The organism is Nitrosopumilus sp. S4, from assembly GCF_054515835.1.
The window spans coordinates 216,829-230,104 of record NZ_CM137258.1; the positions used below are offsets into that span (position 1 = coordinate 216,829).

The window sequence follows — 13,276 nt, forward strand, 5'->3', positions numbered from 1 at the left end:
AATATCAACTAAAAAAATTGTTGACTTTTTCTTGTTTCATTGAACCCTTTGGGTTTTCCACAAGCATTACTTTCCGCAATTCCTGCGGTAGTTTGTTTAATCCCTTGTTGAGGATATTAATTGATGCGTTATGATCTCTATCCAACACAAGACCACATTTATCACATCTGTGAATTCTGATTGCTAAACTTTTGGGTACTGTATTACCACATATTGAACAGTCAATAGTAGTATTTCTAGCTGGTACTTCAACTAATAGTTTACATTTATACTCTAATTTTTGTAAGAACGCACTCCAGCTTGCATCCATTATGCTTTGAGATAATCTGTGATTTTTTATCATATTTGTAAGTTGTAACTTTTCTACAAACACTATATCGTTATTCTTTGAATATTGTGTAGATAGTTTATGTTGAAAATCATTTCTTCTATTTACTATCTTCTCATGAATTCTTTGTAAATGTCTAATTGCTTTGAGTCTATTGTTTGAACCTTTTTTCCTTCGTGATACTTTTCTTTGAATTCTCTTTAATGGTTTTATCATTTTTTGTAAATTCTTTGGATTTGGTGTTTGATTGCCATTGCTATCAAATACAAATGACTTTATGCCCACATCAATTCCCACTGTTTTTAAAATAGATATTTTTGGAATATCCTTTAATGATTTTTTAATATCTATAGTTAAACATGCATACCAACTTCCACTCTTTGTTTTTGTAATGACTATTTGTTTGATTTTTGCAGCAATTGGAATACTCCTATGCTTTCTTATTTCAATATGACCAATCTTTAATAGATATAGTAATGTTTTATCCCCATGAACTTCTAGATTGAATCCTGATTGGTTGTACGTAAATGTTCTATATTCGTTATATTTGACAAATTTTATTTTGCCTGTCTTGTAACCTCTTTTTCTTAATTTAATCAATGTCTTTTGGGCACTATCTAGTTTTGTTGAAATCATCTGTAACATTTTACTATGATATTTGTACAACCATGGCTCTTGATGTTTTAATTCTGTTAGATAGTAATTACAGTCATTTCTTGATACAAACCCATTTTGAGCATACTCTACAAACTTATTGTATACCCACCGACATCCTGCTAGATTATTCTGTAATATTTTTTCTTGAGAGTTATTAGGATACAAACGAAACTTGTAGTTTCTAATATCTTGCATCAGATCTATTTTTATTGATTTGGCTAAAATACGTGGTTATTGTGATATAGATCACTCATTTTTCTCCAAAGAAATTTTTTGTAAATATTATATATGAAATTGTAAAACGGTTATTATGAACAAAAGCATTGATGATATTGATTTTGAGAAAAGTGGTGGACTAGTACCTGTAATTGTTCAAGATGCAAACACAAAAGATGTTCTAACTCTTGCATATGCAAACAAAGAATCGTTAGATCTTGCAAAAAAGACTGGCAACTCTTGGTTTTGGAGTCGTTCAAGAAATAAACTTTGGATGAAAGGAGAAGAGTCTGGCAATACTCAAAAAATCAAAGAGATTCTAGTAGATTGTGATTTAGATGCAATAATCTATCTTGTAGAGCCTACTGGTCCTGCTTGCCATTTAGGTGAAAAAGTCTGCTTTCATAATACCTTGGAGAAATAATTAACAAACAGATACTTTGTAATCATCTTCCTCACCTGGAAGAATCTTATCTGTAATCTTGAATTTCAAATTTTCATAGTCTGTTCCTCTAAATACAACTGTCCATTCACCTACAATGTCATCCATTGAGCATATTTTATTTGCTTTTGAAAGTGAAGGCTCTATGTAATAGTTGAATGCATTTTTCTTTGCACCATCAAATGGGATTGTCTGATAAACAGAATAGTGAGTTTCATTGAGTGGTCTCAAGAATGCTACTTGTCCTTTTTCTTGAGAATCTAGTCCCCCAATTACTAGGAAAATTTTTTCTCCTAAAACATATTCACTACGATCAATTTGGAATGGCCCTGACGTAATCCACTCTCTTGGTTTTGGTGAGTATTCTTCTTCTAAGTTAATCTTTTCAATCTCGTCAAGTTTTTCTTGTACTTCTGAAGTTATATCTTCGTCTGGAATTATTTCTCTATCCAACGTATCTTCAACTTCATATACATCTGATTCATTCATTGATGACGCAACTATAGCTAAAGCCACTACAAAAATTCCAATGCCTACTACAATTCCAGCAATTGCGCCTTTTTTCATGTAAGTTAATTTTCAAAAAATATCTAAAAACCTTGCTCATAAATGAAAAATTAATAAAAATCTGCGTTTTTCTCTATTTTTCTTAAAATTCCCATTTTGCTCTATGAATTTTATAATATATCTGAAAATTCACATTATATTTTTTAATCCTTAAAATTAAGTATCACTTAACTTGATATTAGGATTTTTTATGTATAATTTAACAGGAATGATTGATCTTGGCTAGAACCTCACTGCAATGCAGAGAATGCAAAAAAGACTATGATGATACATTCAAGTATATCTGCGATGAGTGCTTTGGTCCATTGGATGTCAAATATGACTTTCCTGAAATAAACAAAGATACATTCTCTAATCGTGAGCATAATTACTGGAGATATTTTGAATTACTTCCAATCGAGAGTAAATCAAACATTGTAAGCATTGATGCTGGAATGACTCCCTTAACCAAAGCAGAAAATCTTGGAAAGAAACTTGGACTAAACAATCTATACATCAAAAATGACTCTGTAAATCCTACATTCTCATTTAAAGACAGACCTGCAGGTGTTGCAGTATCAAAGGCAAAAGAATTTGGATTATCAGCTGTTGGATGTGCATCAACTGGCAATTTGGCATCTGCAACTGCTGCACATGCTGCAAAAGGCGGATTTCCATGTCATGTCTTTGCACCAAGCAACATTGAGATGGCAAAAATTGCACAGGCATTATCATATGGCGCTAACTATATCGCAGTTGATGGAACATATGATGATGCAAACAGAATTGCAGCACAGATTGGCGATTCAAAAGGTATTGGTATAGTTAACATTAACATGCGCTCTCACTATGTTGAAGGCTCTAAGACATTTTCATTTGAAGTTGCAGAACAACTTGGATGGCAAGTACCAGATCAGCTTATAGTTCCAGTTGGTAGTGGTGCAATGCTTAATGCTATTTGTAAAGGATTTGAAGAACTAGAAACTGTCTCGTTGTTAAATGATGTAAGTAACATGCACATGATTGCAGCACAACCACATGGATGTGCACCAATTGTTGATGCATTTAAGAAAAATGCTAAAGAAGTGATTCCAGTTGAGAATCCAGACACTGTAGCCAAAAGTCTTGCAATAGGTGATCCTGGTGATGGTAGATATGTCTTGAAGAGATTGACTCAATACAATGGCTTTGCCGAAGAATGCAATAATAAAGAAATCTTGGATGCGATACTACTTTTGGCACAAACTGAAGGAATATTTACAGAGCCTGCAGGAGGCGTGTCTGTATCTGTACTGCAAAAGATGGTAGAGCAGGGAAAGATTGACAAAAACGACAAGGTAGTATGCTATGTTACAGGAAATGGTCTCAAGGCAACTGAATCAATTATGGAAGTACTCAAAAAACCTGATGTTATGAAGGCAGATGTTTCAGAGATATCGGCGGTAGTAAGTTAGAATGGCAAATATTACATTTACAATTCCATCTGTGCTAAATTCTGGTGGCGGTGAGAAAAAGACCCCAATAAGTGCAGAATCTTTGCAAGATGCATTTGCCAAAATCTCTGATGTAATGGGTGATGATTTTAAAAGACGAGTCTTAGAAGGTGATGGCACTCCACGCTCACTGATTAATATCTACATTAATGGCAAGAATGCAAAATTCTCTGGCGGCATGGAGACTGCACTAAATGATGGTGATGAGGTCTATATCTTACCAGCAGTTGCAGGTGGTTCTGATGAATTATCAAAAAAAGAACTTGACAAGTATTCTAGACAAGTAATGCTAGAAGAGATTGGATATGGGGGACAACTAAAACTAAAGAATGCAAAAGTTTGTGTTGTTGGAACTGGCGGTTTGGGCAATCCAATTACTACAAGACTGGCTGCAATGGGTGTTGGAACATTACGTATTGTTGACAGAGATGTAATAGAACTATCAAACTTGCACAGACAGACAATGTTTGATGAGGACGATGTTGGTCAAGTAAAAGTTGAGGTTGCTGCAAAGAAGCTGCAGAAACTCAATCCTGATTGTAAGATAGAGGCACTAGCAGTTTCAGTTAATGAATATACCGCACTTGAAGTAGTTGAAGGATGCGATGTTGTAGTTGATGCACTAGATAGTGTCAATGCAAGATATGCGCTAAACAAGGCATGTGTAAAGTTTGGAATTCCATTTGTTACAGGTGCTGCAGTAGGAGTATCTGGCCAGGTCTTTACCATTATGCCAAGGGATAGTGCATGCTACTTTTGCATGTTTCCTGATCTAAATGAGGATACGATGCCCACATGCAGCCTAGAAGGTGTGCATCCATCAATACTTTCTATAGTTGGAGGAATAGAGGTTGCTGAAGCCGTCAAAGTGATCATTGGCAAGAAACCCAGCCTTTCTGATAAAATTTTACACATTGATATTGAGAATCTAGACTTTACTACAACTAGAACATTTAGAGCAGAAGAGTGTCCTGTATGCGGATCTGGCAAAGCCGAAGAGGTTGTAAAAGAGGAACTAATCCTTGAGGAATTATGTGGACGCAACCGTGGAAAGCGAACATTCTCAATTACACCAACTAGTACATTTGATGTTGATGTCAATACAGTTACAAACATTGCAAAGCAGAAAGGGTTTCTAGTTGATAATCAAGGCTCATTAGGACTGTCACTTCGAACAAACGAGATGTCAGTCAGTTTCATGAAGAGAGGCTCTGCAGTTATAGTAGGGCCAAAAGACGAGAAGGAGGCAGTATCATTGTACCACGAACTGCTTGGAAAGATTCCAAAACCAGCAAATTAATTATCTAGGAATAATTTCAATTCTTTATGAATAAAGTAATTCTCCTTTTATCTTCTCTTTTCATTTTAATTCCACTAGGTAATTCCTATGGTGTTACTCAGACTGAACTAGGTGATGAGATCTTTGTGTTTGTTCAAACTACTATTAGAAACTCTGATGGGACACTGGTAGTTTATCTAGAATCAACTAAATTTACCAACTTTGATGTTTCAACATTAAACTCTTTTTTAGATTTTGAGGCATCTCGTGGAAATGATCCTATAACTACAATTGATGGGGAGCAATTCCAAGTTATTCGAAGAGTGCAGTCTCAAACATTTAATTCTGAACAACTAGTTGCAAGTACCATCCTATCTGATATAGTTGATGGCAAGGCCACAGTTATTGCAAGATTTGCTCATGATGGATACTATGCTATGCCAGGAGACACTCTAGAGTCAATGTGGACCTTTGTTAGGCCTGTCGCTTAGATAGTAATACGCCCACACCTATTGCAAAGAATACAACTAGTGGCACAAACCTGTATGGCTGGTTTGTCTGTGTTGTAAAGCCTGTAACTATTGGGGCAATAAGGAGTATTCCTGAGATTAGTACCATTAATGATTCGCCGTGTTTTATTCCATTCCTTGATATGAAAAATAGTCCTACCATTAATGGAATCATAAACAGCATTACCAATCCGTCTCCTCTTAGCTGATATGCAAATGATGTGAATCCCATCTGGAATTCTTTTGCATCAAATGATTCCTCTGTCCCTTGAGTTGGTGAGAGACTTCCAGTAGCAGCTACTCCTCCTGCTAGAATAATTCCTAAAGTAATTCCCACCAGTATCATTTTTTGTCTTTTTGATATCTCACTTCGCAAGATAAAGTAGATTGACATTGGTAAGAATGCAACAGTTAGTGCCTTTGATGGAATAGATAGAAGATATGATACTGGTGATAGCGGCCAGAACCTGTAGATTGCATACAGCGATAAAAGATAAAACAGAATCCAAAAGTTTGTGTAAGAGACTGCTGTGTCATATGTTAGAAAGACTGAGCTTTGAAGTAAAATTATAGTTGCAACAATTCCTGCAAATCTTTTGTTTGTAATTGTAGTTGTGATTAGGTATGTCGTTACTAGTAATGCAATGCTTGCTAGAAATGCTGCTACTTTGTAATTGCCAAAGACATCCATTGATGCTGATAGGAGAGCATATCTGACATGTGGCTCAAATGATGATACAGAATCAATAGACCATGTATCTAGTCTCTTTTTGACTCCGATATAGTCTTCAAATTCTTCTGATGTTGATAGTTCACCAGCCGATGCTGCAATGTAGATTATCAATAAGATTACTAAAGCAATTACAGATACTTTTTTTGATATCTCAAAAGAGAATATTCTCTCAAATAGTTTGGATAGTGGTGTAATCTTTTTTTTGTGGTGGAGAAATGCCAGTCCAAAAATTATCATACTAGATGCTATGACGCCACCTGACCAGACTCCTGTCTCAAATGGGTCTGGTGTCACTGGCTGAACGCCTGGGATGGTTACAGTGTCAGATACCAGTATTAGCGCTGGAAAGATAACAGAAATGAAACTAATCAGTACAATTGAGATGGAAAACAGGAATACAATCCATGGGATAATTGCCTTGTTTGTGCCTGATTCTAGAGTTTCTTTTACCAATCTATCTGGATTTGTAATACTTTCTTAAAATTTGAGCGGAAAACCATGCATGCCAAAACCCTTATTAAATGTACCGTATAATACTGTATAGTACGGTATAAGTGATATATGTGTTGCCAGTGGAACTAACAAAGAAAAAGATTGAAGATATTCGCAAGAAGATAGAGGCAAAAAATTCAGTATTTGATCAAAAGAGATTCTTGGATTCAATGTTCTTACCATCAAAGATTGTTGGACGAGAAGCTGAAACTGAAAAACTTGTTGGCCATGTTATGAGTTTGCAAGATGGATTTGTTGTTCCATTTGTTTCAGTTTATGGAAGAAGCGGATCTGGAAAATCTACTGTTGTAAAGTTTGTCTGTGAAAATTTGACTGATATGATATCCTTTAGGTTTGTAAATTTGCGCAAGGCAAGAACTGTCTTTGGATGCACCAATATGATCTTGGGTAATCTTGGTGGGGATGTCTTGTCTAGTGCACAAGGGTTGAATAAAGCAATTGATTGTATACAATCTCAAATAGAAAAAATATTGAAGAATGAAAAGAAAAAGTGTTTTGTTTTGGTTCTAGATGAGTACGATGTTGTATTTTCTGATAATAGAGGCAATCCTTCTGACTTTGTTTACAAGCTATTGCAAATGGAGGAGAACTTGCGAGAGAAAGGTTTGTGGGTTTGCATGGTTACAATATCTAACAATGCATTGCAAGAGTATGAGTTAGATGATCGTGTCAAGTCTAGAATGGGTTCAACTGAGATTCACTTTATGCCTTATTTGCAAAGTAATGTGTTTGCAATATTGAAGGATCGTTCCAAAAAGGCATTCAAGATAAAAATCGATAATAATGTTTTAGAGTACTGTGCAGAACTTTCATCTTTAGATCATGGTGATGCAAGACGCGCACTTGATCTGCTTAGAACTGCTGGTGAGATCTGTAATGGAACAATTCAAAAAGTTGATGTTGAAAAGGCTCAAAAATTAATACAAAAAGATAGAGTTGATGAGATTGTTGCAAATGGTACCTATCATATGAGATGCGTTGTGGGAGCTATTGTGTCTCTTGCAATAGTCAATGAGCAATCCTGGAGTGCAACATCTAATATTTTTAAAAAATACACCGAGATTGTTTCAAAAGATTATATGCCTTTAAAGTACAGGCGTGTATCTGATTTATTGGTAGAACTTGAAAATACCGGGATTCTGGTATCTCGTGCCTACTCTCGTGGCAGAGGAGGATATGGAAAGGAATACAAGCTAAAAGTTGATCCTAGTCTGGTTGGACCATCTGTAAATAAGGAGTTTTATGACTCTCAGGTTAAAAGACGAGCTCAGGTAGATGAGATAAAAGATCTTCAGAGCATATTCAAATCAAGGGGCAGGAAAAATCTTTCAGGCATGTATTCTAAATTGCTAAAGGACTTTTAGATTTTACAAATTGTTATATTGTTTTTCAATTCCTTGAATTTTATTGTTAGATATTGCAACAATGGATAAAATAGACACTCAGGGAATGTACAAAGTTTATGATAGGTGGCATGAGATTGCAAGAAAAGCCTACGAGTCTGATTTAGAACCTGTTGATTTTACTGGAATAGACCATATTATTTTTGCTGGAATGGGCGGCTCTGGTTCTTTAGGAGACTTATTTTTTTCTGTTTTATCAAAATCCCCAATTCATGTAACACTAGTCAAAGGATATCTATTACCAAAAACTGTTGATCCTAATTCATTAGTCATTGCAACTAGTGTATCTGGAAATACTGTAGAAACTCTCTATATTGCCAAGACAGCAAAAAAACTTGGATGTAAACTTGTATGTTTTTCATCAGGTGGAAAACTAGAGGAATTTTGTAGACAAAACCAAATTGAACACCGTCATATAACCATGCATAAAAATCCACGCTCCTCTTTTCCTGCATATGTTTACTCTGTTCTTAAAGTTCTAGATTCTGTCATTCCAATCAACAAAACGTGTATTGAAACTTCATTGTCAGAAATGGAATCGTTATCTAAAAAAATCTCCTCGAATAATCTTTCTGAATCAAATCCTTCTATATCCTTGACACAATGGCTTGATGATATTCCTTTGATCTATTATCCTTGGGGTCTACAAGCAGCTGCAATTAGATTTAAAAACTCTATTCAAGAAAATATGAAATCTCATGCAATGTATGAGGATGTAATTGAGGCATGTCACAATGGAATTGTTTCATGGGAATCAAAATCTAACATAACACCAATTTTGATTCGTGGATCTGAGGACTATATCAAAACAAAAGAGCGGTGGGAGATTCTAAAACAATACTTTAAAGAAAATTCCATTGATTTTAAAGAGATTTACTCAATTGAAGGAGATATCTTTTCAAAGATAATCTGTTTAATTTATCTCCTAGATTTTGCAACGATTTATGGTGCTATATCTAAGGGTATTGATCCCAGCCCTGTGAAATCTATAGATTATATCAAAGAACACCTTTAACATGATTAATCTTAAATTACTTTGAAAAAAAATGTTTGATTCTAAAGTATCTATTGTTATTCCAGTTTATAACTCTGAAAAATTTCTAAGAGAATCAATAGAGTCAGCACTAAATCAAACATATCCTAACATTGAAGTAATAGCAGTTAATGATGGCTCAAATGATGGTTCTTTAGAAATTTTAAAGGAATATGCAGATAAAATAATAATTATCAATCAGGAAAACTTAGGTCTTGCAAAAGCAGCCAATTCAGGAATTACAAAAATGTCCGGTACTTGGCTAAAGTGGTTATCCCCAGATGATATTCTAGAACCAAATGCAGTACAAGTACTTGTAGAGACTGCAAAAAAACTACCCAAAAACACTATCGTTTACTCAAATTGGGAAATAATTGACGAGAAAAGAAAAAAATTGCGTGATTTTTATGAATCTAATTATAACAATCTTAATCAATTTGAATTTAATGTAAGATTATTAGATGGACAACAAATTAACATCAATACCTGTTTAATCCCGTCACTGTTATTTGATAAGGGTTGTCTGTTACGTACTTTGAATGATGTTATCGCAACAGATTATGACTTTTTTTTGCGAGCTGGAATTTTGTATGATGTAAGATTTTACCTTGTAGAAGAAAATCTTCTCAAATATAGAATACATAAAGATCAAACATCTCACAAAGATATAGCCAAATCATTAAAGTACCTACAAAAAATACGTGAAGATATTTTATCAAAATTAGACGAAAAGACTAGACATCACTATCTTATAATGTTGAAACAATATTCAAAAAATAGAAAATTAAAAAAGAAAATACTGGAAAAAGGATTAAAAATTACTACTATGCTCCCAAAAAATATTTCTGATAGAATACTGTTACTTTATCTAAATAAAATACGAAGTGAAAGACAATGAATTTTCGGGAATTAAATGATTTTGAAAAATAAATTACCTTTAGTTTCAATAATAATTGTGAACTTTAATGGCAAACAATATTTAGAAAAATGTCTTGAATCATTAATGAAAATTAATTATAATGACTATGAGATTATAATTCTAGATAATAATTCAACTGATGATAGTATTTCATTTGTAGAGCAAAAATACCCTCAAATTATTGTGGAAAAACTGGATCAAAACTATGGGTTTGCACATCCTAACAACTTGGGTGCAAAAATGGCAAAAGGAGATTTCTTGTTATTCTTAAATAATGATACAATTGTAACTCCTGATTTTCTTTCTGAATTGATAACTACAATCACATCTAATTCCAACATTGCAATATGCCAAAGTTTTCTTTTGAAGATGAATGGAGATGTAGATTCTAGTGGTGATTTTATAGATACTCTTGGCAGAGCATTTAGCTCAAGAGAAAAAAATCCTAATTTTAAAAACATTTTTAGTGCTCGTGCTGCATGTATGATAACAAGAAAAGAAATTTTTTTCAGATTGGGTGGCTTTGATGAAAAATTCTTTGTTTCTTTTGAAGATGTGGATTTAGGATGGAGAGCAAATATTTTTGGATATGATGTAGTCTTGTCTTCAAAGTCTGTGGTTTATCATTTTGGGGGACAGACAATAAAAAAAATTAATAAACTGATTCAATTTCATAGCGTAAAAAACTCTATTATTCTCCGATTAACAAATTTTGAATTACTATATTCTTTTAGAAGTATTTTGACACTTTTTTTCGTCATTTTTATGAGAAGATTTTTTAAAATAAAAGTTATTGATGATCCAGAGATTTCTCCACCTTTACCATCACTAAAAATAATGATTTCTGGCTCTTTTTGGATTGTTAAAAATTTAGGATATGTTTTAAAAAAAAGAAAGAAAATACAAATGCATAGAGTTAATTCCACTCAAAAATTAATTGAATTAAAATTAATTAAAAATTGATGAACTCATTTCCATTTAATGTCTTTTTCAATGACATGTTTTTTTGCCTCTATTCTTCCCTTGTATTCCATTAGGTGTTTTATCATGATTTTAATTTCATGGTTAATCTCTCTGGTTCTAGTAAATCCTAGTGATTTCAGTGTATCATGATCTGCCTTATAGTAATGTTCTTCTGCTTCATTTCTTGGGTTTTCTTTGTGATTAATTTGAACATCTAATCCTAACTCATTCCCGATTGTTTGGACTCTTTTTGCAAGATCCCTTACACTATGCTGCTCATCAAACTGGTTCACTACTCTATACTCTCCATCTTTTGGCGGATTGTCAATTAACAAAGATATGCATTTAATCGAATCATTAAGGGTTAGAAATCCTCTTGTTTGCCCTCCTGTTCCATGTACTGTCAAAGGATGACCAATTACTGCTTGTGAGCAAAATCTGTTAATTACTGTACCAAAGGCCTCATCAAAGTCAAATCTCGTATTGTATTTTTCATCAGTCATTTCATCTGTTTTTGTTCCATAGACAATTCCTTGCATAATATCCGTTGATTTAATCCCCCATAACTTACATGCAAACATAATATTGTTTGAATCATGAACCTTTGTCCAATGATACCAGCTTCCAGCAAGTCTTGGATATGGAACTTTTGCCTTTTTACCTCTAAATTCTACCTCAAAGAATCCTTCTGGAATCTCTAATCCAGGATCATAACCATATTCCCCCATCGTTCCAAGCTTTATGAGATGTGCTTTTGGTGCATGTCTATGCATACTATGGATCAGGTTCAAGGTTCCTAGAACATTATTTTTTTGAGTGTAGATGTTATGCTCTTGATCTTTCATGCTAAATGGTGCTGATGGCTGCTCTGCTAAATGTACAATAACATCTGGTTTGAATTTAGAAATAACTTTATCTGCAAACTCTGCATCTAATAAATCTCCTTCAAAAAAGCTTACTTTATCTAAAAATTTCTTTTTAAGAATTTCCATTCTTTCATTCATAGATAAAATTGGAGTTACAGAATGTGATTCTTCTTCTTCTACATGTTTTCTTCGTGAGAAATTATCAATTCCACAAACTGTGTTACCTAAAGTAAGTTGTTTTAATGCTAATGCCCATCCTATGTATCCATCCATTCCTGGAATGAAGATTTTCATAAAATTTTCTATCTTGTGATTCTTATAAGTATAACATTTTACTAAAATTTTGAGAAATCACTCTGTCGAAAATATGCATTAAAAATCTGAGTTAGTGCGTTAATGTTATATTCAAAAAATTTTTCAATTCTATGAAATTGCGATTTTCCATGAATACGCATTTCTGCTTTTATTGGAATCTCAGTTATTTGTAACTTGTTTTTTGCTGCTCTGAGGGCTAGTTCTATGGCAAAATTTGTTTCCGCAATATAGTATACCGATTTTATCTTATCTGTTCGTAAAGCTCTAAATCCTGATGTGACATCCGTAATTGATATTCCTCCAATCCTGTTTACTAAATTGGTATAAAATTTGTTTCCTACAAGTCTTACGGAATTAGTTTTGTATTTACTGGTATCTGAAAATCTTGAACCATAAACCATATCAAACCCCTCATCTATCTTTTTCACTAAATCTATAATGTATGATGGATCATGTTGTCCATCTCCATCTATATTAACAATTATTTCTGGTCGTAATTGTAATGCAGATAGATATCCTGTTTTATTTGCACCACCCACACCAAGATTATGATAGTGTGTTATTACTAGAGTTTTTTTCCCCCTTGTAATTTTTTCAGTATTGTCTGTAGATCCATCATTAACAACAATAATTTGATATGTGAAAGGAAAATTTTGTGATTTGATTTTATCAATTATTGTTCCTATGGTTTTTTCTTCATTTTTAGCAACTATGACAATTACAACTTTGGGGTTTTTTTCTTTAATTTCTGTTTTAAAATCTTTTAGAGCAATGGTTCTTATTGTATTACTAAGATTTTGAGATACTAATTTACTTTTTCTTGATTGATTTACAAGTAAGTAAAAAATTATTGCAACAGATAAACTGAGAAGAAATTGTGATTTATTTACAAATCCTGTATTATTTAGAACTGAATCCAATATACTTGGGTAACTAGATATGAGAAGAATAATTGACCAGAAAATTGTTAAAATTGTAAAAAATTCATTTCCTAACCTGCTATCTCTTTTTATTTTTATTAAAATTATTATTGCAAAAATTGATACAATGAACATAATTAT

Annotated in this window: 13 protein-coding genes; 8 read left to right on the plus strand and 5 right to left on the minus strand. The window is 33.3% G+C overall.

Going from position 1 to position 13,276, the window contains the following annotated elements:
* Window positions 1-4 precede the first annotated feature (4 nt).
* Entirely contained in the window at window positions 5-1,180 is a 1,176-nt protein-coding gene (locus tag ACX119_RS01160) for an RNA-guided endonuclease InsQ/TnpB family protein (protein WP_459351331.1), read from the minus strand.
* 115 nt (window positions 1,181-1,295) lie between these two features.
* On the opposite strand from ACX119_RS01160, the gene hisI reads away from it, so the two are divergent.
* Window positions 1,296-1,625 carry a phosphoribosyl-AMP cyclohydrolase gene (gene hisI, locus ACX119_RS01165; RefSeq protein ID WP_459351332.1) on the plus strand — a complete coding sequence of 110 codons (330 nt, stop codon included), beginning with the start codon at window positions 1,296-1,298 and terminating at the stop codon, window positions 1,623-1,625.
* On the opposite strand, the gene ACX119_RS01170 is transcribed toward hisI, so the two are convergent.
* Complete coding sequence (locus ACX119_RS01170) at window positions 1,626-2,210, minus strand: hypothetical protein (RefSeq protein ID WP_459351333.1); 585 nt, start codon at window positions 2,208-2,210, stop codon at window positions 1,626-1,628.
* Between the two features lie 218 nt (window positions 2,211-2,428).
* On the opposite strand from ACX119_RS01170, the gene ACX119_RS01175 reads away from it, so the two are divergent.
* Genes ACX119_RS01175 through ACX119_RS01185 form a run of 3 tightly spaced genes read left to right on the plus strand, consistent with a single transcriptional unit; the run spans window position 2,429 to window position 5,452 of the window.
* On the plus strand, window positions 2,429-3,643 hold the full coding sequence (locus tag ACX119_RS01175) for a threonine synthase (protein WP_459351334.1): 1,215 nt from the start codon (window positions 2,429-2,431) through the stop codon (window positions 3,641-3,643).
* A 1-nt stretch (window position 3,644) separates the two neighbouring features.
* Complete coding sequence (locus ACX119_RS01180) at window positions 3,645-4,982, plus strand: ThiF family adenylyltransferase (protein WP_459351335.1); 1,338 nt, start codon at window positions 3,645-3,647, stop codon at window positions 4,980-4,982.
* Window positions 4,983-5,008: 26 nt separating this feature from the next.
* Window positions 5,009-5,452 carry a hypothetical protein gene (locus ACX119_RS01185; protein ID WP_459351336.1) on the plus strand — a complete coding sequence of 148 codons (444 nt, stop codon included), beginning with the start codon at window positions 5,009-5,011 and terminating at the stop codon, window positions 5,450-5,452.
* Here ACX119_RS01185 and ACX119_RS01190 read toward each other — a convergent pair.
* Window positions 5,436-6,656, minus strand: coding sequence for a hypothetical protein (locus ACX119_RS01190; protein WP_459351337.1), 1,221 nt, complete (start codon window positions 6,654-6,656; stop codon window positions 5,436-5,438). The genes ACX119_RS01185 and ACX119_RS01190 overlap by 17 nt on opposite strands.
* 119 nt (window positions 6,657-6,775) lie before the next feature.
* Here ACX119_RS01190 and ACX119_RS01195 point away from each other — a divergent pair, with 119 nt between their 5' ends.
* The 4 genes from ACX119_RS01195 (at window position 6,776) to ACX119_RS01210 (ending at window position 11,034) form a co-directional block, all read left to right on the plus strand.
* A complete protein-coding gene (locus ACX119_RS01195; RefSeq protein ID WP_459351338.1) occupies window positions 6,776-8,080 on the plus strand; it encodes a Cdc6/Cdc18 family protein in 1,305 nt (434 codons plus the stop codon).
* 61 nt (window positions 8,081-8,141) lie between these two features.
* The gene (locus ACX119_RS01200) at window positions 8,142-9,134 is read left to right on the plus strand and encodes an SIS domain-containing protein (RefSeq protein ID WP_459351339.1); all 993 of its coding nucleotides are present in this window, start codon (window positions 8,142-8,144) and stop codon (window positions 9,132-9,134) included.
* A gap of 31 nt (window positions 9,135-9,165) precedes the next feature.
* Window positions 9,166-10,050 (plus strand): glycosyltransferase, encoded by an 885-nt coding sequence (locus ACX119_RS01205; protein ID WP_459351340.1) that lies wholly within the window; start codon window positions 9,166-9,168, stop codon window positions 10,048-10,050.
* Window positions 10,051-10,065: 15 nt separating this feature from the next.
* Window positions 10,066-11,034 (plus strand): glycosyltransferase family 2 protein, encoded by a 969-nt coding sequence (locus tag ACX119_RS01210; RefSeq protein ID WP_459351341.1) that lies wholly within the window; start codon window positions 10,066-10,068, stop codon window positions 11,032-11,034.
* A gap of 5 nt (window positions 11,035-11,039) precedes the next feature.
* Here ACX119_RS01210 and agl3 read toward each other — a convergent pair whose 3' ends face one another.
* Together agl3 and ACX119_RS01220 are read right to left on the minus strand one after the other, a co-directional pair.
* Entirely contained in the window at window positions 11,040-12,194 is a 1,155-nt protein-coding gene (gene agl3 / locus ACX119_RS01215; protein WP_459351342.1) for a UDP-sulfoquinovose synthase, read from the minus strand.
* A gap of 41 nt (window positions 12,195-12,235) precedes the next feature.
* On the minus strand, window positions 12,236-13,270 hold the full coding sequence (locus ACX119_RS01220) for a DUF2304 family protein (protein ID WP_459351343.1): 1,035 nt from the start codon (window positions 13,268-13,270) through the stop codon (window positions 12,236-12,238).
* Between the last annotated feature and the right edge of the window lie 6 nt (window positions 13,271-13,276).